Below are 24,371 nucleotides of genomic sequence, written 5' to 3'. Positions count from 1 at the left end.
AAAATATATAACTGCAGTCACCCTTATCCAACATTCCAGCGCTATTTTAAAAAAATGGAGCCTTCTTTTGCTAAAGGTCATATTATAGAATAATAATTTATTAAGCTATCTTTTGCAGTGACATTCAATTAGATAAAGGGAGTGTAAAGGTGGACCTATTACTCTGGATAACGATTAGTTTCATCATAATTGGATTTGTTGTTCTCACTTCTATGAAAATAGAAATGGAAAGTAAGGTCGAGTATATAAAAGCAAATATGGACGACGAGGATAATTCATTAAAAGCGAAATCTGTAATTTGGTGGATATGGAGTACCACTGCTTGGGGGATAGTGAGTATATTTCTTATTGTTTGGTGTTTTCACAATCACTTTGGATAGCTGTTGGCTTCAAATGTGCTAAATCTTCAACAATCGTGCGCGATTCTGTAATAAGGATTAGCGCTCGTTTTTATTAAAGAGCCGAAGGAATAAGAAGTATTAATTAAAACATGCTATATTTAGAAATAAAAGGATAAGGTTTGCGAAATGAAGAAAAAAGGAACTATCCTTTTGGATTTGCAACACTATCTATTCAGAATAAAGTAATCAACTATTTATTGAGATTTTGAAGTTAAAGTCTTATAGAGTCTAGTCTATTTTAATAGTTATTCTTTATTCGCTATACAACTAATAAGGAGTGGAATGATGTTTTTCTTAACACGTGAACGACAGGAAGTATTTAACGCAGCACAGGTATATCCATTTGAGGAAGCGTTCGATGCTGAATTTGAAAATCATTTGTATGAGCATTTAAGCCTGTATGTAGGAGTCTTACCGATAAAGTTTCAGCAGGAAATTATTGAACGAACTTTATTTCGAAATAATACTTTAATGGAAGAATTTGAAGAATGGTGCAATGTGACAATTGAGCAGTTCACAACTAAGAGTCATGCTATTTATGACAAGCGTAAAGCACTTGTTGAATGCTTTAATCCGTCCGCACAAACCGTTTTTTCACAGTCATTTCATGATGGTGAAATTTTGAACGCTGCGCAACAAGGAACTAATTTTACGCTTCTATTGGATATGAGCGGCGGGTTTACAGTCGAATCAATTGTCCAGTTAGTGTTTCAGAATGCACAAACAGAGGGTCATCTTGAAGGTTATTACGTGTATGACGAATTAATAAAAATTGAAGATAGATTTGCATTACGAGTGTTATCAAGTTTTGGCAGCCCTTATGCCGAATGGACAATTTCCTTTACAGATGTGACAGCAAAATACTTATATCGTCCTGCAGTTTATATTGAACCTGGAGAAATCGCTACATGGGATGATTATGTAATGGCGCTAAATCAAGATGACAAATACTATATTGTAAAAGATATGCACTTTGTAGAAATTGATTTAGCTAATCTTTCGCAAAAAGATAATGGGATTTATGCTGGAGGGGAATTACTAGGTGATACCTTTGAGGAGGCAAAAGAGCGAATTTATTGTGCTACTTACGAAAATCCGTATGCGCATTTTAGTGAGCCTATTCCGACAGATGAGTTGTCATTGGCTATGTTTGATTTAGACCAAAATATACGAGTTCGCGCCTTCAACACAATTTTTGCACTAGGAGAGGAAGTTGCATATATTGTTAATGATACGCTACGTAAAGTCGAAAGTGCAGATGAAAATATGTATTTTGGCATTATGGCAAGCCATTTCGATCAACTCGGTTGTTTAGAGGATGATGTAAAACTGAAATGGCTTAGGGAATAACAGGAGTAAAGATTATTTGGAGTTTGATTGAACTATGGCATAATAATCTCTTTAACGAATTTATAGGCTATACATAAACTCACCTTAAAGTTGTTTCAACATATTATTTTGTAATATGTATGATAGGGAAAACATTAGGATTATTTAAGAGATTTGTTAAAAGCGGAATTGTTTTATGAAGTTTAAAAAAATATATAAATAACCGTGTGCAAAATATATGAAGTCATAATACCAGTGTAGAAACATCTAGTACAGTAAGAGGTTTGTGTCAAATGATATAGATTGTAAAAGAAGATTTATAAATAAGAAACCGACTAATAGTCGGTAATAGCATTGTTAATATTGGCTTATAAAGAATAAAAACCAAACTGCGTGATTTTGTTCATCTGAAGCATTTGAACTAAATTGGTTACTAATATAAGGAATATTATATTGTCGAGCCACACGATGATAAAATTCGACCGCTTCTTGTTCGTCTTTAAATGCAGTTAGAATTCCGTTTTTAAAATTTAATGGCAACGGCTCTGTTATTTGTGGAGAAGGATGTTGACCGGTAAGGGCGGTATACATATAAGCAAAACCTTGGTAATGTCGCATTTCATCTTTTCTTATCTCTAAAATACGGTTTTTAACATCCTCATTTGGAGCAAGTTGAGCCAAGTGCTCATAAAATCGAATCGCATTATATTCGCCATTAATGGCTTTAACAAGATCGACAATAAATTGATTATTTGAAGTTGGTTGTACTGCGTATTGCAACTGTTCACACTCCTTTATTAATTATGCTTTGGCAGTAATAATTATTGCATCATTTTTTTCACTTGTTTTAATTCAATGATTATTTGGTCTATCTGTTTTTGCAAATTATCTACGTCTTTCGATTTATCACTATTTTGGTTTTGAGGATCCTGATTATTTGATTTTTCTAAAGCATTTAGAGCTAGACCTGCTGCAACTGCAGAAAGACCGTCGCCCAACGTTGCGATGGATGCTCCGATATATGCTAGTCTTGCTATTTCGATTTCCGTCGTACCTAGATTTTGTTGTGGATTCTTTTTATGTCTATTCATTACAATATCCCCCTTTACTTCTATAGTGGAAAATAATCTTAACCGTATCCTATGTATTAAGGAAAAGAAAGGTGACGACCTAAATTTTTTGCCGGCATGATGAAGTTAAAACGGATAGTAAAACAGTACACAAAGAAGCCCGCTGCCATGATGGATAGTTAAGCATCGTGTACTTCCCATGTGGTCCCTTATGGAAATACTTTATTGATGATAACAGTACAATTAAAGTTTCATGATTTTAATATTTTTAGTTAAATTTCATTCATAGTGGATAGACTATTTTATAACAAGTGAAATAAACGCAGAATAAAATTTTCTGGTGTTTGTTTTTATTTATTGTGTAAATTTTTTAAAAGGAGGCAATTGTGTGCCACTACACCCATCCGTTGTGCATTTTCCAATTGCATTATTATTAACAGCAACAGTAATTGAAGTCATCAATTTGTTTTTAAAGAAAGAATATTTATTTAAGACAAGTACTATTTTGTTTGTAACTGGTTTTGTAACCGGTTTGGTTTCTTTTATGACAGGTGATGGAGCAGAAGAATTTGCTGAACAAAAATGGGGAGAAGTTATAGAATCGACAGTTGAATTACATGAAAATATGGCTTTATTATCTCTAATATTGTTTGGTGCGATTGCAATATTAAAATTATTTGGTCAGAAACTGAAAATTAATAAAAAATGGGTCTTAACTTTAGTGGTGATTTTAGGTATCATAGGTTCTTCTACATTAGCTTATACAGGTCATTTGGGAGGAAAGATGGTGTATGAAAGTGAAAAATTAAGTTATACAAACCATTCCGAATTGCCAGATCGTGATTAAAAAAATGGATTGTTTATAACTTATTCTGTAGAGGCTCGTTTTGCAAATTGGCTATAGCAAGCAATGGCACTCATTGTATTGTGCGTAAATTACTTTTGGATTCGTGTTAATACATTTTTAATCTTCGTCTTTTCATCTGCTTTTGGTATTGGAAGGTTGCAAGTCCATAATTCCTTTTTTATTTAAATGTTAAATTACTACCTCTATCGTCTCGTCAAAAATAATTCAACTCTACAAGCGAAACAATTGATAATAATCCCTCTCTTAGCGTAGGGGAGGGGTGCCCTAATTCCTTCTAAATTAACGTGTTATTTTTCAGTGAATACTGAATGGCATTTATCATTAATCATTTTTATTTACATATTCCATAGATACATCATATGCAATATGTAGAAAGTAAGATTAAAAGAAATGCTTTTAAATCATTCTTCAACATACATTAAATTGAAAATACAATAATCTTCTTTTATTTTTTCTACAATAGGATATATTAAAATAGAATAATCTAAAATATCCAAAGAGTAGGTGTCGACTAGATGGAGAATCACCCTTTAAATAATGCAGAAATAGAAATGAAACAATTAAAATATGCCCAGCAACATTTGGCAAATGAAAGAACATATTTAGCATGGATTCGAACGGCTATTTCAATATTAGGGGTTGCTTTCTTGGCAACGAGTTTGCATTTTGCCATCGGAACTGTTCGAAATTTTTGGGTAGATTTTTTATCAGCCATAATCGGCTTGTTAGCATGTTTATTTGGGATATTAATTATTTTTACAGCTACATTTAATTATTCTGCAAAAAGAAAACAGATAGTGAATGAAGAATTTGTTCCATCGAATAGACATATCATGTGGATTTCTTATTTTTTAATGATCTTAATATTATTGGTGATTATCTACTTTTTGATGATTAGTTTATCGTAGACTAAAATGAGAATGGTCTTAATGTCCCACATAGAAATTAAAAGGATAGAAGAGCTTAAACAAATACGCTCTTTCTATCCTCTTTTTTAGTAAAACGAACCTTTGTTACTTAAACAAGTGAATTAAGCTATGTTGCAGTAATTAAAAAATGTTATGCATAACGTTTTGTGCTTTTCACCAATTTCGTCATTGTTCGATTAGTAGTAGAGGGCAAAGGAATTGTTTTGTAAAACTTTAAGTAAAGTCAGAGAAAGGGAGGAGAGATGCTATGAAATATACTTGTCCTTGTTGTGGATATAAAACATTAGACGAAGAACCCCCAGGAACTTATGACATATGTACAATTTGTTTTTGGGAAGATGATGGCGTTCAATTTGATGACCCTGATTGGGAAGGAGGAGCTAATCTTCCATCTTTAAGGCAAGCCCAAAAAAACTTTATGGTATTTGGGGCTTGTGAAGAAAGGTGCATGGAGTTTGTCAGAAAACCAAATGATAAAGATGAAAAAGATCTTAATTGGAAACAGTTAATTTAGAAGAGAGTTAATGTGCTAATATAGCGATTGTTTAATAAGGGTCGAATTTAGGAGGAAGTTGAACTGAGTTATTGTTCATTTATCGCAACAAATTATGCAATGCCAGAAGTAGAAACAAAAGCGAAGACGATTACTGTTAGGGAAGCTATGGAATTAGCAATCAAACCACATGAGTTGGTACCTTGGGAGAAGATGGACCCTAGTGCCCAAATAGTAGTAGTTGAAAATAAAGAGGACTTAAATGAGTTGGTCATTAAAAAGGATGCTTACTATGATGTCAGTGGATATACAAGTTATTCATTCATTTATGAAGTTACTTTTATATATTCGGAATTGAGGGCAAAGCAATTACTGGCGTACCTAAAGGAAAATATTAGAGAAGAGCAAATAGTGGAATTATGGAGGGTGTGGATTGGTCATGACGAGAATGACCTAAACATACCGTATGTTAACGTTAACTACGAAGAGTTATCTCTCAATCATCTGGTACAAATTTACAATCCGAACCATGAAAAATTTAAAGAACAACATTGTATAGTAATAGAAAGATACAATAATCAATACGACAAAAAAGGTTGAAAATAGCGCGACTGCTTCATGACGTTGCAATAAAATGAACAGAATCATCCGTGACTAAGAAAGATTATGTCAGCCAGCATAGTCTTTTTTATTGCCAACAAAAATACATAGGTTTTGAATTAAGCTAGTGCTTCATAATTGTCGAGGACCAAAGGGTGTTCGCTATTCGTGTTATAATAAAAACATCTTTATGACAAAGTATCCATTGAAACTAAAAGAATTGTCGGTGTGTTTTTTCTTTGGTAGTACCACAATCGTTCATAATGAAGCTGTCACGTAATAATGCATGCAATCTAATAAACGAAAATAAGGGAACTTTTTTCTCGTCTGGAGTGATAATATGTTTATTACAATAAGTGATGTTTTGAACATGGAGGGATTTGAAGATGTAGAAGTCCTTGCAGGAGAGGCTGGATTGAGCCGCAGAGTTGAAAATGTCTATTTTATGGAAGTTCCGGATATTTACACATATATCGATCAAAACGGATTGCTACTCACTACCTTGTATCCTGTTGCTGATAAACCGGAGCATATTGAAACACTAATTCCAAAATTAGCCGAATTGAATCTTGCAGGAATTGCCATTAAGCCAGGAAGATATGTCGCTGAAATTCCAACCATTATGGTGGAGCAAGCAAATAAACTTGGTATTCCGCTAATGAAGCTACCAGATGGTGCAAACTTATCTACACTGACTAATCAAGTACTGACAAAGTTTTTAGACGTAAAGACATCGCTGTTGGAATTTCGAAATAAGATGCATCAGCAATTACTGGAGTTATTATTGGAGGGCACAGATGTCAACAAGTTCGTTCATTCTATTGCTAGTCTTGTTAATGCCCCAGTCTTGCTTCTTAACAATGATTTTGAATATGTCGGGTCTTCACTTCACAACGAACATAAAATTTCAATCCAACACAAGGCGTACAATTCAGATGCGAGCAAGAGCACATTTTCTGTTCAAGTCGATAATACCGTTTATGACAAAAATGATTTGTTTATTCAGTGCATTTTTGCAGGAGGCAATGACTATGGCTTTTTGGTCATATTGCTAGAAAAAGAAAAAAATCTAACAGAGGATTTAATTATTGCTATTGAACAAGCCTCCTTTATAATCGCTTTTTTATTTCAAACAGAGCAAACATTGCTTCAAAAAGAAAGAAATCATTTAAGCAGTTTTGTCCGAGACATTTTTCATAATCAATATACTTCCCAAACGGAAATGATTGAAAAAGCAAAAGTGTTTAGATGGAACTTGCAATTTCCGCTTGTTCTAGTAAGCATCAAAACAAATGAGAAAGATAGCGAAAAGAAATTGGGGATATTTCACAAAATACTTGATTCAGGTCTAATTGAGGTTTCAGCTTCTAAAATGGTGGATGTTCCGATAGAAAATTGCAAAGTTCTTTATATTAATGACTCTTTAGTATGTTTTATTAGTCTGGTGTCTGAAAAGAATGTTCGGAAAAAACTCCAAAATCTAGGGGACACGATACTCACGCTGTTTGAGAAAAATGGGCATCTTGGGGTTAGTATATCCGATACAGTCTATCATTTTAACCAAATGAAAGAGTATTATGACAATTCAACATTAGTGTTTCAAGTTTATAAAGAACATTTACAAAAACAGTCCTACGTTCATTTTTATGGCGATATTGGCTTATTCCGACTTTTTCATTATATTGATAATCTTTACATGCTGGAAGATTTCGTAACCGAAAAATTAGGGAAAGTGTTCGAATATGATAAAAAGAAAAATACAAATCTTTTAGAAACGCTTAAGTACTACATTAAAAATAATACAAATGTGCAAAAAACGGCAGAGGATATGTTTGTTCATTATAATACGATGCGTTATCGAATCAATAAGCTGAAAGAACTTGGCATCGACGGTGAGGACGGCTTCGAATTAACAGAAATTTCATTAGCCTACCAATTGCATCAATACTTACAACTGAAAAAAGGGTGAGGGTGAAGAACCCTAGCGACGACTTTACGTTGGACATTGTCTTCTCGACAATGTCTTTTTTTTGTAAAAAAGGCGTTATGCTTTGTAGAAAGTTGCCAATTAAAAGAGAAATAAATATCAACTTCTTACAATGATTAAAACGCTTTCAAATGCTATCATGTAGGTATTGAAGGAGGGAGGTTTCAATAAACAGCAGTCATCATAGACGATTTAGGTATTTAGTTTCTGTATTACACTTTGGAATACAAGGAGTGTTGGAAATGCGTGACTATCTTTTGTCTTTAGCCGGTGGTTTGATTGTAGGGATATTATTTTCTTTAGTTAAGTTACCGTTACCTGCCCCTCCTTTGGTAGGTATATTTGGAATGGTAGGTATATTTTTAGGAGGTGTACTAATGGATTCTCTTTTCAATTCTCTCAAAGAAAAGAGAAATGTAAGTACGTAAACGAACCACCAGAAAATGTTTGGTTATGCGGTTTTTAATGAATACATCCCACTAAAAAAGGAGAATGTAAGATGTTGCAGATTATCTTGTCATTCATAGGAGGTTTACTTGTAGGCATTTTATTCAAATTCATCAAGCTGCCAGTGCCGGCTCCCCCTCTTATTGGTATTGTTGGGGTAGTAGGAATCTTTCTAGGTGCTGAGCTAGTAAACGCTGTCCTGCGTCTTTTCTAAAAAGACATAAAATCTTCTTCCTTCATTAGGCTAACTTGTAACTTCGGATTATAAACGTTTGAGTTAAGTTGCCTATCTCCATATAATGGACTCAAGTTTTTCCTGTATTATTTTCCGTTTCATCAAAAAATCATTGCGGTCAGTTTTCTAAAGCTAGATGTTTTGAATACCATTCGAGAGGGAGATCTACATGAATAAAGTATATACAATAGAAGCGAAACCTTATAGTTTTGAATTTGAGTTAGAAACAACAGCGTTAATCATTATTGATATGCAACGTGACTTTTGTGCACCGGGTGGCTTTGGTGAAAAGCTAGGGAATGATATTACGCTGACACGCTCCATTATTCCTACTATTAAGACGGTTTTGGAAGTAGCGCGTGAAAAGGGTATGATGGTTATTTACACTCGTGAAGGGCATCGCCTAGATTTATCAGATTGCCCGCCAAGTAAATTAAAACGCGGCAGCAAGCAAGGGGCAGGCATTGGTGATGAAGGTCCAATGGGAAGAATTCTTATCCGTGGTGAGTATGGTCATGATATTGTGGACGAGCTAAAGCCTGTTGAAGGCGAAGTTATTATTGATAAACCTGGAAAAGGTTCTTTTTATCAAACAGATCTTGAAGTGATTTTAAACAATAAAGGTATTACACATTTGCTTGTTGCAGGGGTAACGACTCACGTCTGTGTTCAAACGACGATTCGTGAAGCGAATGACCGTGGATTTGACTGCTTACTACTTGAAGATTGCTCAGCAGCATTTGATCCAAAAGACCATGAAGACTCCATTCATATGATTAACCAGCAAGGTGGCATCTTTGGGTGGACAGCTCCATCGAAAAATCTGCTTGTTGCACTTGAAGATTAACGAAGAAAGAATCTGCACGAAGTATTTAATAAAGCGTTTTCATTTAAGAGAATAAACAGTTGAGGGCATGCTACATTTACATGTCCAATGCATGCCCGTATCCGTAATTCTACCAGCTATCATGAGAATATGGTGATATCTATGGTTCCAACATATACAGGTAAAATCAATCAGATGGACGGCCGTCTACTTGAATGGATGCGCCAGCAATCAATCGGTGAACCAATTGGAGTAGTCCACAGTGTTTTCGATAAGGTAGTAAATTTCACAACTGATGACGGTACAATGCTCTTTTCTTTAGCAAAGAACGAGGTGATTCAATCACCTAGCATGATGAAAACCTGTCAGAATGACTATTTTTCTAAGATGTGTTCGACTATAATGTTGACTAAATCTATTTGTTTAATTGACTATAATTTATTGAAAATCAACGATTGGCAATGGGATTTTTCAAATGCGGCCATTTGGAATAGGAATATTAAGCCGCACTGTCAAGCAAAGCTAAAGCCGACTGTATCCCGCTTGCGGCTATTAAACAATTTTATCCTACAACACGGAGCACTAGGAGGAATCTACGCGGCGTGGAAAAGCTTCACGTATCCAGACTGGGAGGTTCCTATTGCTACACGAAAGAATATCTATTTCTCCCCGTTTCTTGAAGGGTTAGAGCAGCTAAAAGATGATTTGAAGACAGATAAGTTTGATAGGTTTTTTGATAACTTTGCGGGACTTGGCATGGGGTTAACACCGTCTGGCGATGATTTTCTAACAGGGTTATTAGCTACCTGGCAGTATTTTGAATCCCCCCTATATAAAAAAATGGAAAGCTGTAGCGAAAAATGGTTGCAGAGATTGAAAGGTAGAACGACCACGGTAAGCTATTTTATGCTAAAGCAATGTCTGGAGGGACAGGTCAACGAAGCTTTACTTAATGTATTGGACAACATAGACGGTAATCCAATCCCTCATTTACAGCGTATTTTAGAAATGGGATCGACCTCTGGGACAGATATGTTGACTGGTGTTAGCGTAGCATATCAACAGCTTATCGACCTAAAGGAGGAAAAATAATAATGACATCTAAAGTATTGATAGAAAGTAACGCCTATCATGACTCGGTAACATTAATGTCACTATCAAGCAAAATAAATCGTATGGATGGCGTCGAGCAGGCCGTTGTTTCGATGGCAACCGAAATGAACAAAGAGTTGCTAGAAAACATTGGTCTGCTAACGGATGAGGCGAAAGTAGCTACGGGAAATGATTTAATTATTGCCTTGATTACAGATACAGATGAGCGAGCAGAGGAAGTGATAACACTTATCCATACAGAATTAACTTCCAAGAAGGTAAAGAAAGGAAAAGATAATTATCATACAGCGAAAACGCTGACTTCTGCATTGCATCTCATGCCGAATGCTAATATGGCGATTATCTCCGTTCCAGGAAAATATGCAGCGCGCGAAGCGAGTCAAGCCTTAAAGAAAGGCATGCACGTTATGCTGTTCAGTGACAATGTAAGTATGGAAGATGAAAAAATTTTGAAGGAAATAGGGAGAGACAACGGTTTATTCGTTATGGGGCCAGACTGTGGGACAGCAATTATCAATCGCAGTGGACTGTGCTTTGCCAATAAAGTAAGCGAAGGAGGCATTGGACTAGTGGCAGCCTCCGGAACAGGACTACAGGAAGTGACGGTACAAATTGATCGACTTGGTTACGGTATTACACAGGCAATTGGTACGGGAGGTCGCGATCTCCATGAATCAATTGGCGGAATTATGATGCTTCAAGGGCTTCAAGCATTGGAGAACGATGACAATACGAAGGTCATCACATTAATTTCTAAACCTCCAGCGCGAAATGTTCAGGACAAAATTCTTGCAGAAGTGAAAAAATGCCGAAAACCCGTTGTAGTCTGCTTTTTAGATGGTGATGCAAAAGCAGTTGAGGCAGCAGGAGCCAACTTTTCTCCTACATTAATTGATGCTGCCCGCAAATCTGTTCAATTACTTGATACGCAAGCCGTAATCGAAACGGACATTGCAAAGAGCGTTCAACGATGGATTGCTGAAGAAAAAGCAAAATTAGCAGATGTTCAGCAAGACATTCGTGGATTATTCTGCGGTGGTACGCTGACAGCAGAAGCATTATCCATTCTCCGTTCTTCAGGAAAAAGCGTCAAAAGTAATGTCGCTAAAAAAGAGGAAGAGAAACTTAACGACATTACCAATAGTGTAGGTCATACGTTGCTTGATATGGGCGATGATAAATTTACAAAAGGTAAACCACATCCTATGATAGAGCCTTCACTTAGAAATGAGCGGATTTTTCAAGAAGCACGAGACCCTAAAACTGCTGTTCTGTTATTGGACTTTGAATTGGGATATGGTGCCCATGAAGATCCAGTAGGTGTAACACTAGAGACGCTTCAATTAGCAAGAGACGAGGCTACACAGGCAGGAAGGCACTTGTCAATCGTTACTTATATTTGCGGCACTTCTAAAGATAAACAAGATTATCAGCAGCAACTAAAGAAACTTCAATCTATAGGCGCTTTTGTTGCCGATAGCAATGAAATGGCAACAAGAATTGCCGCAATGCTTGTACAAAAGGAGGTCAATTAAATTGAGTACAGCGAATGAGCTTTTTAATCAGCCATTACAAGTAATTAATATCGGCACATCCAAATTTAAAGAAGATTTGGAGCTGCAAGGGGTTGAAACCATCCAAGTGGACTGGCAACCGCCTGCAGGAGGCAATCTACAATTGCTCGAAGCATTAGATTTCTTTCAGGAAAATGAAAAAGTGGAAAAGGCGAATCAAGAATCGATTCAACGCATAAAAGATGCACATCCATTCTTAATTGATATTGGACTGGCTATTGATGTCATACCTGGAATGCACAGCAAAAAAATACTACATGCTGGCCCTCCTATTGCATGGGAAAACATGGCGGGTCCGATGCAGGGGGCAGTGATTGGCGCACTTATTTTTGAAGGGATGGCAGCGGATGAGGAACAAGCAAGAGCATTGATTGATGCTGGAGCAATTGAATTTGGCTCATGTAATGAGCATTCAACAGTGGGACCAATGGCGGGCATCGTCTCTCCTTCCATGCCAGTTCATATCATCGAAAATCGAACACATGGAAACCGTGCATATTGTACGATTAATGAGGGTCTAGGCAAAGTGCTACGTTTTGGTGCTTTTTCTAGCGATGTAATTGATCGGCTTAAGTGGCTGCGCGATGTTTTTGCTCCGGCTTTGAAAAAGGCACTTGTCCTAACAGATGGCATAGATTTAAAAGCCATCATCGCGCAGGCTCTTCATATGGGAGATGAGTGCCATAACCGCAATAAGGCAGCAACAAGCCTTTTCTATAGGGAAATTACTGATTATTTAATGCAAACAGATAGCAAGACGGACACATTGCGAGAGGTCTTACGCTTTATTCAAAACAATGAACACTATTTCTTGAACCTGTCCATGCCAGCATGTAAAGCTTCACTTGATGCAGGACACGGCGTTCCATATTCCACGGTTGTTACGACAATGGCGAGGAATGGGGTTGAATTTGGTATTCGCATTAGCGGGCTAGGTGACAAGGAATGGTTTACAGCACCGGCAAACTTTATTAAAGGCTTATATTTCCCAGGCTATTCAGAGCAGGATGCAACTAGGGATTTAGGGGATAGTGCCATTACGGAAACAATGGGAATTGGTGGGTTTGCGATGGGCGGTTCGCCTGCAATTGTTCAATTTGTTGGAGGAGAGGTAGAAGATGCTATTCAATATAGCGAACAAATGTATGACATTACAGTAAGTGAAAATAGCAATTACGCTATACCAACGCTAAATTTCCGTGGAGCTGCCTTTGGAATTGATGTTCGAAAAGTGATTGAAACAAGCATTCTTCCTGTTATTAATACCGGCATGGCACATAAAGTAGCAGGAATCGGGCAGATTGGCGCAGGCATTGTCCATCCTCCAAAGGAATGCTTCGAAAAAGGATTGCTTCGTTTCTATAAACTATATGGAGAGGAAGAGGCAAATGAGTAGAATATTAATAGCGCTTGGAGGAAATGCACTCGGTTCTACTCCTGAAGAGCAACTACAATTAGTACACGATTCAGCCAAGCCAATTGTTGATTTAATTGAACAAGGTCATGAAGTAGTGATTGCCCATGGTAACGGGCCGCAAGTCGGTTCTATCAATCTGGCATTTGAAAAAAGCTCGAAGGAACATGCAAATATTCCTAGTATGCCATTTGCTGAGTGTGGGGCAATGAGCCAAGGGTATATTGGCTACCATTTGCAAAATGCACTCCATGAGGAACTGTTAAAACGCTCAATTAACAAATCAGTAGCAACAGTTGTCAGTCAGGTAGTAGTTGATAAGAACGATCACGCCTTTCAAAATCCAACAAAGCCAATTGGTCCTTTTTATTCAAAAGAAGAGGCTGAAAGATTAATGGCTGAAACGGGTGACCATTATATAGAAGATTCAGGACGTGGCTACCGTCGGGTTATTCCATCGCCTGCTCCGGTTAAAGTCGTTGAAAAAGATATTATCCAAGACTTAGTCAATGCAGGGCGTATTGTCATCGCTGTTGGTGGTGGGGGTATACCTGTAGTGGAGGAAAAGAACCATGCTTTAATCGGCGTAGAAGCGGTTATTGACAAAGATTTAGCAAGTAAATGTTTAGCGGATGAGTTGAATGTAGATTTTCTGTTCATATTGACAGCTGTCGAAAAAGTCGCAATTAACTATGGGAAACCAAATCAGCAAAATCTGAATCAGTTATCGATCGAAGAAGCAGAAAAGTTGATGAAAGAAGGGCATTTTGCACCAGGCAGTATGCTTCCAAAAATTCAGGCAGCCATATCATTCGTCAAGGGGAAGCAAGGTCGCAAATCAATCATCACTTCGCTGGAGAAAGCAAAGGATGCCATTCTTGGTAAGACAGGCACCGTTATTTTCAACTAAATCAGCTATTACAAGTAAATGAAAATGTATAGTAAGGAGAATTGGAAATGAACGAAAACAAGACGAAAGTAAAAATTGGCGAAGCATTAAAGTGGAATGTATTTACAGAGCACCGTAAAGTCTATCACCGCGAGCTTCTAAGTGCCAAAGAGGCAAATGAACTCGGCGTCAGTGTTAGCTCGGTCTTAAGAGAACGCATAGAAGTAGGTGGAGCCGTATTGCCCCATTATCACGACGTAGCTGAAGTAATTCATATTACAAAAGGAAAAGTAAAACTTCTGCAAAATGGGGAATGGAAATCCTATCAAGAAGGGGACACTTTCCTTGTACCAAAAGGGGTCGTTCACTCGGTTGCCAATGACGATGTCGAACCTACCGAGCAGGTTAGTATCTTCATCCCTGTTCATGAAGAAATCCATAACGAAAACTTTGCATCCCATATGGTGGACGCAGAGTAGCATGTGAATAAATACGAAAGAGCAATCCGAAATATGAACGGATTGCTCTTTTTATTGTGACGGGAATGTCGAATTGTTAAGCATGAAGGGGGAACGCTAAACGGAAAATTAAATTGTTTAGCACTCTCGCCAACACAATAAAAGAAATTGATAAATCATAGCAAGTAGTTTATAGTTTAAATATTTGATTTAGAGGAGAAATAGTTGAAGCACTATTTAAAGAATTTTTGCTTTTAAGTAGTTTTTGGTATTGTGCGAAATACAATAATAGATTGTACATGGCAAGCTATTTTTTAGCGATGTTCATTCCATGGGATTGATAGTGTTATGGTTGTCCATGGAGTCCTACTTAATTCTAATTTTTGTAATATTAGAAAAACAAAGAACTTAGTTATGTCCGGATTAATTGACCCAATATACTAGAAATTGCTGTTTTTCACACTGAAGCACTAATTTTAGTGTGAAAAATGTTATTTGCGCGAAAACAGTATTTATTTATGAAAAAATAACTTTATAATATAATTTTACTCAACTTTTACTCTAGTATTTCTCTTGCGAAAAAACTTGACTAAACAAATAGGAATTAAGATAATAACTAAGTAGTTTTAATTATTATATAAATAAAATTTATCTGATAAAGTGAGGAACATAATGTTTGCAGCGATTAATGGAACGAAAATTTATTTTGATGTAGAAGGTTCAGGGTATATTCCACTAGGACCAAAGATGGTAAAAAAACCGGTGCTTATTGCAGTACATGGTGGTCCAGGTAGTGATCACTCAGATTTTAAGCCGTGGTTAACACCACTAGCTGAATACTACCAGATTGTTTATTTAGATCAAAGGTGCAACGGTCAATCAGAGCGTATCGATGTGACGACAGCAACGTTTGAACAGCTAGCGGATGATATTGAAGCGTTACGTAATTATTTAGGCTTAGGTAAAATTGCTGTACTAGGTCATTCTTTTGGTGGAATGATTGCTCAAGTATATGCTACGCGCTACCCACAATCGGTAAGTAAGTTATTACTAGTTAATACTGCACCAAGCTATGATTTCTATAAAGAAGCTAAAGCGTTTGCGCAACGTATTGGAACGGAACAACAAGTTCAAACTATTCCAGAGTTATTTGAAGGAAACATTCGTGATGACAATCATTTAATCCAATGGTGGGATATTTGCTGGGATTTATACTGGTACGATTATCAAGAAGAACTAGGTGGTGATACAGGAAGCCGTCCAATCGGATCTTTAGAAATTACAAATTATACATTTAAGTATTTAATGCCACAATACGATGTGCGTGCACAAATTGCTACTCTTGAAATGCCTACATTGATTGTAGCAGGTCGCCACGATTGGATTACGCCATTAACACAGTCAGAAATAATGCATTCATTAATTAAAAATTCACAGTTAGCTGTATTTGAAAAGAGTGGTCATATGCCATTTATCGAAGAGCATAAAGACTTCTTAAACGTTGTACGTGAATTTTTATTAAAGGACTGATGCAACCATGAATACTGAACAATTACAAGCTTGGCATAAGCAACGCCATTTGGATGTAACGGGTGCACAAGGTGATTTAACTTTAATCGCAATGCACGAGTTAACAAGTGAAACAACAGTAAAACAAATTGCTGGAAGCTGGAAGCCGACAAGTCCAACTGAACTAGGGCTAACATTAACGGCAACTGTTGAAGACCAATTATTCATTAACGGCGTGCTAGTGGATGGTGTGGTGCATATAATTGCGGATGAAACAGTCGTTCAAACGACAGATGGTATCTCTGCAATGGCAACGAGTCAGCCTGGCTCTATGCATTTATTAGCCATTTGGGATGAAAACAGCCCTGCACTGCAAACATTTAGCCATATTGATGCATACGAAATGAACAAACAAGCAATTTATAACGGAAAACTTATTAAAGATGATGCGATGATTGAATTTTCTCATACGGGAGATGCTCGTCGTGCAGCGCGTAGTCATGCATCAATAGGGGTCATTGAAGTGGAAATTGGCGGAGTACATTATAGGCTTCGACCATTTCAATCTGGGCGATATTCAATTATTATTTTCCGAGATGCAACAAGTGGTAACGAAACATACAGTATGGGTCGTATGGTAGTCATCGAGCATTTAGACGATGAAACGGTACTTCTTGATTTTAATAAAGCCTTTTTACCGCCATGCGCATTTTCATCTTCTTTTAACTGTCCAATGCCTCCTTTGAGTAATCGTATACAAAGTAAGATAGAAGCGGGCGAAAAGCAAATCATTTCAATACATTCATAATGAAGCACCTAATTTAGAGAAATAGGAGAAATAACAATGTTCAAAAACTCGAAAAATTTTATGTTAGCGTTATTAACAATGGCAGTACTAGTGGTTTTAGCAGCATGTGGTAACGATGAACCTTCTTCTAAGGGAAAGAGCAGTGATAAAAATGTTGTCAATATCGGTGTTACGTACCCAGCTAGCAACATTAATCCATTACAACCGAGTGGATTAGTTTCTACTTATGTTTCAAATCTATTATTTTTACCATTAGTTGATTTAGATTCAAAATTAAACTATCAGCCAATGTTAGCTGATTCCATTACAACGCAAGACAATCAAACATTTACAATTAACTTAAACAAAGAAGCAAAATGGACAGATGGTACAGATATTACAACAGATGACGTCATTTACACATTGCAATTAATGGCAAACCCTGTCGTAGCGTCAAATTATGCGTATATGTTTGCGATTGTGGAAGGTTTAGATGATAGCGGTTATTTACCACAAGGTTCTAGTTCTATTTCTGGCGTAACAAAAGTAGATGGAGATACAATTCAAATTAAAACAAAAAAACCAACGACGTTATCGATTTTTCAAGATACAGTAGGGCGTTATTTATTAACATTACCGAAGGCACAACTAGAAAAAATTGCAGTGGAAGAGCTAAATGCAAGTGATTTTATGCAAAATCCAACCGTAACATCTGGTCCATTCATTATTTCAAAAATGGATCGTTCACATTATGTAGAAATGGTACCCAATAAAAATTACTTTAAAGGTGCTTCTTCTTTAGATCAATTAAACTTTAAGGTCTTACAAGGAAATCAAATTGCTGCTCAATTAAAAAGTGGTGAAATTGATATGAATATACCGTCTGCAGGTGTTATTCCGGTATCCGATTATGCAAATGTGCAAGGTTTAAATACATTAACATCGACTTATGGTGAGCCATTAGCTACACAATATATGTATATTAATGAAAACGTTGTAGCGGATGCGAAGCAACGTCAAGCAATTTCGTATGCGATGAACCGTCAATTAATTATTGATAACCTATTAAAAGGTGCGGGTGAAGTAACAGATGGCTTCTTCCCAAGCAACAGCCCATACTTAAATGAAGAAGTTAAACCGGTTAAATATGATTTAGAAAAAGCCAAAAAATTATTAGCTGAGTCTGGATGGGATTCAAGCAAAAAGTTGAAATTAGCTGTGTTATCAGGTGATGCCACATTAGAGCAGGCTGCAAACATCATCGTAGAAAACTTACGTGAAGCAGGTATTACAGCTGAAATCCAAATGATGGATTTCGGAACAATTATTGATGAAATTGTAAGCCAAAAATATGATTTAGCGATTTTAACAGTATCCATTACACCAATTAATCCACTTCCGGATATTTCTTACTTCTTAGGGGAAGGCAATCCAAACGCTTATCACAATGCACGTGTGAATGAAATTTTAGCTGCATTAGCGACTGAAGTAGATGAAGTGAAAATAAAAGCGTTATATGGTGAATTACAAGAAATTACACAACAAGATGTACCGATGCCATCAATTTATGCAACAACAGCATTGGGAGCAGTAAATAAACGTGTTCAAGGCGCTAAACCAAGTGACTTCGGTATGTTTATTAACGTACATGAGTGGACTGTTAAATAGAGAGAGATAGGACGTGTTTATATGGAGAGTTTGCTGAGCGTAAAACAGCTGAAAACGGCTTTCGAAACTGAATATGGAAAATTAGTCAGTGTCGACGATGTAAGCTTTGATGTGAAAAAAAGCGAAACATTGGCGATTGTAGGAGAGTCGGGAAGCGGGAAGAGCGTAACGGCACTTTCTATTATGCGTCTATTAGGGAAGCGCGGTTCAATTGTGCATGGTGAAATTAATTTAGAAGGTAAAAACTTAACAGCACTTTCTGACAAAGAATTTCAACCGTTACGTGGAAATGAAATTTCAATGATTTTCCAAGAGCCAATGACCGCGTTAAATCCTGTTTTTACAATTGGTCATCAGCTAGTAGAGACCATCTTACTCCATACAGATGTCGATAAAAAGGAAGCAAAAGCAATTGCGCAAAATATGTTAGATAAAGTGGGTATTCCTAATGCTACACGTGTGATGAAGCAATTCCCATTTTCATTATCAGGTGGAATGCGTCAACGTGTCATGATTGCCATCGCCTTAGTATGTAAACCAAAACTATTAATTTCGGATGAACCGACAACAGCACTTGATGTCACGGTACAAGCGCAAATTATGCGCGTAATGAATGATTTATGTACGGAGTTACAAACATCTGTCTTACTTATTACACATGATTTAGGTGTTGTGGCAGAAATGGCAGATCGTGTCATCGTTATGTATGCAGGGCAAGTTGTCGAAGAAGCTGATGTTTTTACATTGTTTGAGCGACCATTACACCCGTATACAATGGGCCTAATGGATTCTATTCCATCCATGGATTTTGACGATAAACAATTAAAGGCAATACCAGGGACGATACCAGGAAGGTACCAAAATATTGTAGGCTGTCGTTTTGCAAACCGCTGCACTTTTGCAACAGCGCAATGTAAAAAACAACAACCACCATTAATTGAAGTCGAAAATGGCCATAAAACGAGATGCTTTGAATGGCAAAAGATAGTGCACAAGGAGGAGAGTAGTCATGACAATCAAAACTGAACGAAACAACTCTCCGTTACTTGTCTTAGAAGATGTTAAAACATACTATCCGTATAAAACAGGGTTTATGAATTTAAAAACCGACTATGTAAAAGCAGTAGATGGTGTTTCATTCGAAATCTATGAAGGTGAAACAGTCGGGCTTGTAGGAGAATCAGGCTGTGGGAAATCAACATTAGGGCGAACAATTATCGGTCTAGAACCGAAAACAGGTGGTCGTATTTTATTTGATGGTCAACAAATGGATTATCGCACAGATCGCGTAAGTTTAAGTCAACAAATTCAAATTGTTTTCCAAGATCCCTATTCTTCACTAAATCCAAGACAAACAATCGGATCATTACTTGCAGAACCGCTGCGCGTACATAAAATTGTCCCCACGAATGAGATAGAACAGGAAGTAGAGCGATTACTTGGGTTAGTGGGGCTTCCAGCGACGGCCAAGGGACGGTACCCACATGAGTTTTCTGGTGGTCAACGCCAACGTGTTGGCATTGCTCGTGCATTAGCTGTAAGACCTAGATTATTAATTTGTGATGAACCTGTATCCGCATTAGATGTATCGATTCAAGCGCAAATTTTAAACTTGTTTAAGCAGCTTCAAAATGAATTGGGCTTAACGTATTTATTTATTGCACATGGTTTAGGTGCAATGAAATATATTAGTGATCGGATAGCCGTAATGTATGCAGGCAAAATTGTGGAGATGGGTACGACAGAGCAAGTTTTCTTAAACCCTCAACATGACTATACAAAAAAATTACTACGTGCTTATCCGAAGCCGGATCCGACGAAGCGAAGTATTATTCAGCGTGAAAAGGGGATAGATGCATGATAGGCTATATTTTAAGACGATTATTAATCGCCATCCCCGTGCTATTTGGTGTATCGGTTATTAACTTCATTATTATGCGAATGGCACCAGGTAATCCTGTTGATATGCTTGTAAGCCCTAAGCTACCAGATGCGGCAAGAGAGGCTAAAATGATAGAATTAGGGCTCAATGACCCAGCCTACATTCAGTATTGGCATTGGTTAAAAAACTTAGTGTTAAATGGCGATTTAGGTTATTCGATGATTACGTATGAGCCGGTAACAGAGTTAATTGCCAGCCGCATGGGTCCGACTGTTATTTTAATGGGCACAGCTTTAGTGTTAGGGTTAATGATTGCCATTCCAATTGGCATTTATAGTGCGACGAAGCAATATTCAAAGCTTGATTATACCTTTGTAACGGGTTCATTTTTAGGGATTTCCATACCGAATTTCTTTTTGGCTTTATTATTAGTTTATATTTTCTCCATACAATTAAACTGGTTGCCTTCAGGCGGTATGAAAGAATTAGGTTCTGAAGGAAGCCTTGGATCACTTTTATGGCATATGATTTTACCAGTGACCGTGCTTGTCGCAAACGTTGCTGGGCGAAACATTCGTTATGTGCGCTCGGCTATGCTTGAAATTATGGGACAAGACTTTTTGCGTACGGCTCGTGCAAAAGGTGTGAAGGAATTTTTTGTCGTGAATAAGCATGCGTTGCGCAATGCTTTAATTCCGATTGTCACAATTGTCGGTTTAGAGGTTTCGATTTTATTTGGTGGGGCAGTTGTCATTGAACAAATTTTCTCTTGGCCAGGAATCGGTCAGCTGACACTGTCATCCATTATGAGTCGAGATTACTCAACGATTATGGGATTAAACCTAGTTGCAGCTTTCGTTGTTATAGCTGCCAATATTTTAACGGATATTGTATACGCATTTGTCGACCCACGTATTCGTAAAAGCTATGTTGGGGGTGGCAAACGATGAGTATATTTAAGCGATATTTTAATAAAAAACAATATGATACAGAGCAAACGGTCACTTGGCGTGAAGAATCTGCTGTATCGAATACGAAGGGCATGTTTTGGAAACGATTCAAAAGGCATAAATTAGCTGTAATTGGACTTTGGTTTTTAGCGATTATAACGATGGCAGCCATTCTTGCGCCGATTTGTGCTCCATTTGACCCTGCTGAAATTACGGGTGAATTTAGTGCACCACCTTCTTTGCAGCACTTACTAGGAACTGACCAAGTGGGACGAGACGTGTTGAGTCGAGTTATTTATGCGGCACGTGTTTCGTTAGCTGTAGGTATTGGAGCTGTGGCAATTTCTGCGATTATCGGTACGGTGTTAGGTTTAATTTCCGGGTATTTTGGTGGCATGATAGATGGGATTGTAATGCGTATTACAGATATGTTTATGTCATTTCCATATATTTTGTTTATTTTAGTTGTGGCAAGTATTGTAGGGCCAGGGTTAACGAATATCATTTTAATTTTAGGGGTATTAGGTTGGCCAGGTATTGCTCGACTTGTGCGCGGGAATGTCTTAGCGATTAAGCAATCAGACTATGTGAAGGCAAGTATTGCATTAGGATATAGCACGCCACGTATTTTGTTTAAGCATATTTTACCGAATACGGTTGCACCAATTTTGATTTATGCAACATCTGGTGTGGCAGGGGCAATATTAGATGAAGCAGCATTAAGCTTTCTAGGCTTAGGTGTACAGCCACCAGATGCAAGTTGGGGGAATATGCTATCTAATGCCCAGTCGATTTCGATATTAACAGATCAACCATGGCTTTGGATTCCACCAGGTATTTTCATATTATTGACAGTGTTAGCCATTAACTATATTGGGGATGCATTGCGAGATGCACTGGACCCACATAATTCAAAGTAGTAAAAGGACAAATCCGTAAAAGTCATTAGTTTTCGGATTTGTCCCTTTTTACATTTAGCATTTTCCGCTTACATTTTCCCCTCTGCAAACGAAAAAACGGATTTGAAAATTTAATTCTTCAAATCCGTTTCGTTTTTTATTCAACTTTACCGTAATAATCAACAATTTTTAAGAATATTGTCGCGATATTTAACAATGCCCGCTCATCAAAATCGAATTTAGGATGGTGGTGAGGGAATTGTGTAGTTGCCTGTTCATTCGCAGAGCCGACGTGAATAAAGTTTCCAGGTACATGTTGTAAGTAATAGGCGAAATCTTCCGCTCCTAATACGGGCGTTTTCATGTCAAACGCTTCTGCTGTAAAGTGCTCTTTTATTAATTGTTCAACGACTACAGATTCTTCCTCTGTATTAATTAACACTGGATAGCCTTTTAAATAATCGATTTCATAGTCTACATAATTTGAAACTTTTAAGCCTTCTAAAATAGCGAAAATCTCTTTTTCAATCTGGTCACGTACATTTTGATTTAATGTACGAACAGTACCTTCTATGGTTGCAGTATCTGCAATAACATTAAATGCATTTCCCGCGTGTAAACTACCAACTGTGACAACCGCAGCTTCAGTTGGATTTACTCGGCGGCTAACGATTTGCTGGAAGTTTTGAATAAGCTGAGTCGCTGCGATGATTGAGTCCTTCGTTGTATGTGGATAGGCTCCATGTCCACCTTTCCCGAATAATTTAATCGTAAATGCGTCAACAGAGGCCATAATTGGACCAGCGGCAGTTGATAGTTTTCCTAAAGGTAAGTCTGACGCTAAATGAGCGCCAAATACATAATCCACACCATCAAGTGCGCCATCCTCTATCATAAATTTTGCGCCACCTGGTGGCTTTTCTTCCGCAGGTTGGAAAATTAAACGAATAGAGCCCTTTAATTGCTCTTTATTTTGCTGCACGATTTTGGCGAATGCAAGTAGTGCAGCGGTATGTCCATCATGTCCACATGCGTGCATAACACCAGGTACAGTGGATTTATAGGGCACGTCCTTTTCATCATTGATTGGAAGGGCATCGAAATCGGCACGGAACGCGATGGTTTTTCCTGGTAACGCGCCATCAATGCTAGCGACGATTCCTTTTTTACCTACTCGTTCACGGAATGGGATACCATATGCTTTTAATGTATCGGCAATAAAAATGGCTGTATTGTCTTCTTCAAATGATAATTCAGGATGCATATGCATATAACGACGATTTGCTACAATTTCATCGAAAAGTGTATGTAATTGTGCTACTTGATTTTGAAAATTCACAAGATCACCTCTAACTAATGTATGAAGTTGATAATACGTTTATTAAACCAAGTTGTCAAGTATGATATAAAGACTTTGAGCAGGCCATTAGGTTTAAGATAGTGAGTGACAGGCACGCAAAATATTCTGAAAATTAAATACATTTATCTGGTGTGTGTAAATGGCCATTAGTGCTATCCTTTTGATTTATTTATTGCTTCTCCATTTTTGCGAAGTTTTTGAGATATAAAATACCAACAATCATCATGAAAAGGCCAAAACCTTTATAAGTCATTGTTTGCATTGTTTCATTATAGACGGTTATATTCATGAAAATAGATCCAATAAAGATAATTAATATTCCAATAATGGCGTTCAATATTTTCAACATCATTTATATGCCTCCAATGTCCTCTACATTAGATAGTGCAGTATTGTGTCCTAGTTTTGTCGTTGAATCAGTATAGATTTAACATATATAAAGTCAATCACTACTCTTACTAAAGACAATACTGTAGGAAATATTCAATTTATGCCAAACCCAAGATTCAAAAATTTTATCTAATTCTTTTTTTCGTTTGTTCATTTCTACGCTAAGACCTAATTGTTCAAAAGTAAATATTTCTTGTATTCTGTCTTTATACTTCGTGTCAACAGAAAAAGTCACAGTTTGGCTCAAATGACTTATCCCCCATACTTATTTAAGTGAATTGAATGGTGTATAT

General features: G+C 37.1%; 27 protein-coding genes. 22 read left to right on the top strand and 5 right to left on the bottom strand.

What is annotated here, in order from left to right; all coding sequences use genetic code 11:
• The first annotated feature begins 149 nt into the window (after positions 1 to 149).
• The gene (locus tag MHH88_RS11315) at positions 150 to 380 is read left to right on the top strand and encodes a hypothetical protein (protein ID WP_339258089.1); all 231 of its coding nucleotides are present in this window, start codon (positions 150 to 152) and stop codon (positions 378 to 380) included.
• A gap of 303 nt (positions 381 to 683) precedes the next feature.
• Positions 684 to 1,751, top strand: a complete 1,068-nt coding sequence (locus tag MHH88_RS11310; RefSeq protein WP_339258087.1) for a DUF4085 family protein — start codon at positions 684 to 686, stop codon at positions 1,749 to 1,751.
• Between the two features lie 336 nt (positions 1,752 to 2,087).
• Here MHH88_RS11310 and MHH88_RS11305 read toward each other — a convergent pair whose 3' ends face one another.
• Positions 2,088 to 2,510: a ferritin-like domain-containing protein gene (locus MHH88_RS11305; protein WP_103976519.1), complete on the bottom strand. Its 423-nt coding sequence runs from the start codon at positions 2,508 to 2,510 to the stop codon at positions 2,088 to 2,090.
• Positions 2,511 to 2,551: 41 nt separating this feature from the next.
• On the bottom strand, positions 2,552 to 2,821 hold the full coding sequence (locus MHH88_RS11300; RefSeq protein WP_069512512.1) for a translation initiation factor 2: 270 nt from the start codon (positions 2,819 to 2,821) through the stop codon (positions 2,552 to 2,554).
• Positions 2,822 to 3,188: 367 nt separating this feature from the next.
• On the opposite strand from MHH88_RS11300, the gene MHH88_RS11295 reads away from it, so the two are divergent.
• The 20 genes from MHH88_RS11295 (at position 3,189) to opp4C (ending at position 22,349) form a co-directional block, all read left to right on the top strand.
• Positions 3,189 to 3,647 (top strand): DUF2231 domain-containing protein, encoded by a 459-nt coding sequence (locus MHH88_RS11295; RefSeq protein WP_339258086.1) that lies wholly within the window; start codon positions 3,189 to 3,191, stop codon positions 3,645 to 3,647.
• A gap of 572 nt (positions 3,648 to 4,219) precedes the next feature.
• A complete protein-coding gene (locus MHH88_RS11290) occupies positions 4,220 to 4,576 on the top strand; it encodes a DUF202 domain-containing protein (protein ID WP_339258084.1) in 357 nt (118 codons plus the stop codon).
• Positions 4,577 to 4,844: 268 nt separating this feature from the next.
• Positions 4,845 to 5,111: a CPCC family cysteine-rich protein gene (locus MHH88_RS11285; protein WP_339258082.1), complete on the top strand. Its 267-nt coding sequence runs from the start codon at positions 4,845 to 4,847 to the stop codon at positions 5,109 to 5,111.
• A 99-nt stretch (positions 5,112 to 5,210) separates the two neighbouring features.
• Positions 5,211 to 5,690, top strand: a complete 480-nt coding sequence (locus MHH88_RS11280) for a magnesium transporter (protein WP_339258080.1) — start codon at positions 5,211 to 5,213, stop codon at positions 5,688 to 5,690.
• 340 nt (positions 5,691 to 6,030) lie between these two features.
• The gene (locus tag MHH88_RS11275; RefSeq protein ID WP_339258078.1) at positions 6,031 to 7,659 is read left to right on the top strand and encodes a PucR family transcriptional regulator ligand-binding domain-containing protein; all 1,629 of its coding nucleotides are present in this window, start codon (positions 6,031 to 6,033) and stop codon (positions 7,657 to 7,659) included.
• A gap of 260 nt (positions 7,660 to 7,919) precedes the next feature.
• Positions 7,920 to 8,105 (top strand): DUF1427 family protein, encoded by a 186-nt coding sequence (locus tag MHH88_RS11270; RefSeq protein ID WP_024364802.1) that lies wholly within the window; start codon positions 7,920 to 7,922, stop codon positions 8,103 to 8,105.
• Between the two features lie 71 nt (positions 8,106 to 8,176).
• Positions 8,177 to 8,338: a DUF1427 family protein gene (locus tag MHH88_RS11265; RefSeq protein WP_024364803.1), complete on the top strand. Its 162-nt coding sequence runs from the start codon at positions 8,177 to 8,179 to the stop codon at positions 8,336 to 8,338.
• A gap of 190 nt (positions 8,339 to 8,528) precedes the next feature.
• Positions 8,529 to 9,206: an isochorismatase family cysteine hydrolase gene (locus MHH88_RS11260; RefSeq protein ID WP_024364804.1), complete on the top strand. Its 678-nt coding sequence runs from the start codon at positions 8,529 to 8,531 to the stop codon at positions 9,204 to 9,206.
• 87 nt (positions 9,207 to 9,293) lie between these two features.
• Positions 9,294 to 10,277, top strand: a complete 984-nt coding sequence (locus tag MHH88_RS11255; protein ID WP_339258072.1) for a DUF2877 domain-containing protein — start codon at positions 9,294 to 9,296, stop codon at positions 10,275 to 10,277.
• A 2-nt stretch (positions 10,278 to 10,279) separates the two neighbouring features.
• A complete protein-coding gene (fdrA, locus tag MHH88_RS11250; protein ID WP_339258070.1) occupies positions 10,280 to 11,833 on the top strand; it encodes an acyl-CoA synthetase FdrA in 1,554 nt (517 codons plus the stop codon).
• Position 11,834: 1 nt separating this feature from the next.
• Positions 11,835 to 13,268, top strand: coding sequence for a DUF1116 domain-containing protein (locus MHH88_RS11245; protein ID WP_339258068.1), 1,434 nt, complete (start codon positions 11,835 to 11,837; stop codon positions 13,266 to 13,268).
• Positions 13,261 to 14,196 carry a carbamate kinase gene (gene arcC, locus MHH88_RS11240; protein ID WP_103976526.1) on the top strand — a complete coding sequence of 312 codons (936 nt, stop codon included), beginning with the start codon at positions 13,261 to 13,263 and terminating at the stop codon, positions 14,194 to 14,196. The genes MHH88_RS11245 and arcC overlap by 8 nt, the downstream gene beginning before the upstream one ends.
• Before the next feature lie 47 nt (positions 14,197 to 14,243).
• Positions 14,244 to 14,654, top strand: coding sequence for a cupin domain-containing protein (locus MHH88_RS11235; RefSeq protein WP_025219573.1), 411 nt, complete (start codon positions 14,244 to 14,246; stop codon positions 14,652 to 14,654).
• A gap of 651 nt (positions 14,655 to 15,305) precedes the next feature.
• The gene (locus MHH88_RS11230; RefSeq protein WP_339258063.1) at positions 15,306 to 16,163 is read left to right on the top strand and encodes an alpha/beta hydrolase; all 858 of its coding nucleotides are present in this window, start codon (positions 15,306 to 15,308) and stop codon (positions 16,161 to 16,163) included.
• A gap of 7 nt (positions 16,164 to 16,170) precedes the next feature.
• Complete coding sequence (locus MHH88_RS11225) at positions 16,171 to 16,950, top strand: DUF1684 domain-containing protein (protein WP_339258061.1); 780 nt, start codon at positions 16,171 to 16,173, stop codon at positions 16,948 to 16,950.
• 36 nt (positions 16,951 to 16,986) lie between these two features.
• The gene (locus tag MHH88_RS11220) at positions 16,987 to 18,597 is read left to right on the top strand and encodes an ABC transporter substrate-binding protein (protein WP_339258059.1); all 1,611 of its coding nucleotides are present in this window, start codon (positions 16,987 to 16,989) and stop codon (positions 18,595 to 18,597) included.
• 21 nt (positions 18,598 to 18,618) lie between these two features.
• Positions 18,619 to 19,623 carry an ABC transporter ATP-binding protein gene (locus MHH88_RS11215; protein ID WP_339258057.1) on the top strand — a complete coding sequence of 335 codons (1,005 nt, stop codon included), beginning with the start codon at positions 18,619 to 18,621 and terminating at the stop codon, positions 19,621 to 19,623.
• Positions 19,607 to 20,458 (top strand): ATP-binding cassette domain-containing protein, encoded by an 852-nt coding sequence (locus MHH88_RS11210; protein WP_339258055.1) that lies wholly within the window; start codon positions 19,607 to 19,609, stop codon positions 20,456 to 20,458. The genes MHH88_RS11215 and MHH88_RS11210 overlap by 17 nt, the downstream gene beginning before the upstream one ends.
• Positions 20,455 to 21,429 (top strand): ABC transporter permease, encoded by a 975-nt coding sequence (locus tag MHH88_RS11205; RefSeq protein ID WP_339258053.1) that lies wholly within the window; start codon positions 20,455 to 20,457, stop codon positions 21,427 to 21,429. The genes MHH88_RS11210 and MHH88_RS11205 overlap by 4 nt, the downstream gene beginning before the upstream one ends.
• Positions 21,426 to 22,349 carry an oligopeptide ABC transporter permease gene (gene opp4C / locus MHH88_RS11200; protein WP_339258051.1) on the top strand — a complete coding sequence of 308 codons (924 nt, stop codon included), beginning with the start codon at positions 21,426 to 21,428 and terminating at the stop codon, positions 22,347 to 22,349. The genes MHH88_RS11205 and opp4C overlap by 4 nt, the downstream gene beginning before the upstream one ends.
• 136 nt (positions 22,350 to 22,485) lie before the next feature.
• On the opposite strand, the gene MHH88_RS11195 is transcribed toward opp4C, so the two are convergent.
• From MHH88_RS11195 to MHH88_RS11185, 3 genes are all read right to left on the bottom strand, one after another.
• Positions 22,486 to 23,667: an amidohydrolase gene (locus tag MHH88_RS11195; RefSeq protein ID WP_339258049.1), complete on the bottom strand. Its 1,182-nt coding sequence runs from the start codon at positions 23,665 to 23,667 to the stop codon at positions 22,486 to 22,488.
• Between the two features lie 190 nt (positions 23,668 to 23,857).
• Positions 23,858 to 24,040, bottom strand: coding sequence for a hypothetical protein (locus MHH88_RS11190; RefSeq protein WP_339258047.1), 183 nt, complete (start codon positions 24,038 to 24,040; stop codon positions 23,858 to 23,860).
• Positions 24,041 to 24,130: 90 nt separating this feature from the next.
• Complete coding sequence (locus MHH88_RS11185) at positions 24,131 to 24,325, bottom strand: hypothetical protein (protein ID WP_339258045.1); 195 nt, start codon at positions 24,323 to 24,325, stop codon at positions 24,131 to 24,133.
• Between the last annotated feature and the right edge of the window lie 46 nt (positions 24,326 to 24,371).

Origin of the sequence: Lysinibacillus sp. FSL K6-3209 (genome assembly GCF_037976175.1) — a bacterium.
Lineage (GTDB): Bacteria > Bacillota > Bacilli > Bacillales_A > Planococcaceae > Lysinibacillus > Lysinibacillus sphaericus_D.
Note: the sequence above shows the minus strand (reverse complement) of the source record. Positions and strands in the feature narration are given on the sequence as shown.

Coding starts and splice junctions, on each gene's coding strand:
- MHH88_RS11310 (WP_339258087.1), top strand. CDS start 684: ATGATGTTTTTCTTAACACGTGAACGACAGGAAGTATTTAACGCAGCA.
- MHH88_RS11300 (WP_069512512.1), bottom strand. CDS start 2,821: ATGAATAGACATAAAAAGAATCCACAACAAAATCTAGGTACGACGGAA.
- MHH88_RS11290 (WP_339258084.1), top strand. CDS start 4,220: ATGAAACAATTAAAATATGCCCAGCAACATTTGGCAAATGAAAGAACA.
- MHH88_RS11285 (WP_339258082.1), top strand. CDS start 4,845: ATGAAATATACTTGTCCTTGTTGTGGATATAAAACATTAGACGAAGAA.
- MHH88_RS11280 (WP_339258080.1), top strand. CDS start 5,211: ATGCCAGAAGTAGAAACAAAAGCGAAGACGATTACTGTTAGGGAAGCT.
- MHH88_RS11275 (WP_339258078.1), top strand. CDS start 6,031: ATGTTTATTACAATAAGTGATGTTTTGAACATGGAGGGATTTGAAGAT.
- MHH88_RS11270 (WP_024364802.1), top strand. CDS start 7,920: ATGCGTGACTATCTTTTGTCTTTAGCCGGTGGTTTGATTGTAGGGATA.
- MHH88_RS11265 (WP_024364803.1), top strand. CDS start 8,177: ATGTTGCAGATTATCTTGTCATTCATAGGAGGTTTACTTGTAGGCATT.
- MHH88_RS11260 (WP_024364804.1), top strand. CDS start 8,529: ATGAATAAAGTATATACAATAGAAGCGAAACCTTATAGTTTTGAATTT.
- MHH88_RS11255 (WP_339258072.1), top strand. CDS start 9,294: ATGCATGCCCGTATCCGTAATTCTACCAGCTATCATGAGAATATGGTG.
- fdrA (WP_339258070.1), top strand. CDS start 10,280: ATGACATCTAAAGTATTGATAGAAAGTAACGCCTATCATGACTCGGTA.
- arcC (WP_103976526.1), top strand. CDS start 13,261: ATGAGTAGAATATTAATAGCGCTTGGAGGAAATGCACTCGGTTCTACT.
- MHH88_RS11235 (WP_025219573.1), top strand. CDS start 14,244: ATGAACGAAAACAAGACGAAAGTAAAAATTGGCGAAGCATTAAAGTGG.
- MHH88_RS11230 (WP_339258063.1), top strand. CDS start 15,306: ATGTTTGCAGCGATTAATGGAACGAAAATTTATTTTGATGTAGAAGGT.
- MHH88_RS11225 (WP_339258061.1), top strand. CDS start 16,171: ATGAATACTGAACAATTACAAGCTTGGCATAAGCAACGCCATTTGGAT.
- MHH88_RS11220 (WP_339258059.1), top strand. CDS start 16,987: ATGTTCAAAAACTCGAAAAATTTTATGTTAGCGTTATTAACAATGGCA.
- MHH88_RS11215 (WP_339258057.1), top strand. CDS start 18,619: ATGGAGAGTTTGCTGAGCGTAAAACAGCTGAAAACGGCTTTCGAAACT.
- MHH88_RS11210 (WP_339258055.1), top strand. CDS start 19,607: ATGACAATCAAAACTGAACGAAACAACTCTCCGTTACTTGTCTTAGAA.
- MHH88_RS11205 (WP_339258053.1), top strand. CDS start 20,455: ATGATAGGCTATATTTTAAGACGATTATTAATCGCCATCCCCGTGCTA.
- opp4C (WP_339258051.1), top strand. CDS start 21,426: ATGAGTATATTTAAGCGATATTTTAATAAAAAACAATATGATACAGAG.
- MHH88_RS11190 (WP_339258047.1), bottom strand. CDS start 24,040: ATGATGTTGAAAATATTGAACGCCATTATTGGAATATTAATTATCTTT.